The organism is Chlorogloeopsis fritschii PCC 6912, from assembly GCF_000317285.1.
GTDB classification, from domain to species: Bacteria; Cyanobacteriota; Cyanobacteriia; order Cyanobacteriales; family Nostocaceae; genus Chlorogloeopsis; species Chlorogloeopsis fritschii.
In genome coordinates this window covers 1-214 of the sequence record NZ_AJLN01000130.1, presented here as the reverse complement: position 1 = coordinate 214, position 214 = coordinate 1, and the positions used below count along the sequence as shown (strand labels likewise).

Here is a 214-nt window from a genome sequence, read left to right as displayed (position 1 = left end):
AACGGCACTAGCCAAGAATGTTCTAACTGTGGTCACAAAGTTCAAAAGCAGTTATCTCAAAGAATGCACAATTGCCATGTTTGTCATTCAAGTCTGTGCAGGGATTTGAACGCTGCTATCAACATAAAGAACCGTGGGGCGCACGGTCTTAAAGCTCAATTCATGTCTTCATAGAAGAGTCATTGAGAAGCCCACGCTGTATGCTTTCATCAGC

1 protein-coding gene is annotated in these 214 nt (G+C 43.5%); it reads left to right on the top strand.

Annotated features, from left to right (window positions below):
• A partial coding sequence (locus tag UYC_RS40450) for a zinc ribbon domain-containing protein (RefSeq protein WP_157171287.1) occupies positions 1-174 on the top strand: 174 nt, incomplete at its 5' end.
• Positions 175-214: the final 40 nt, after the last annotated feature.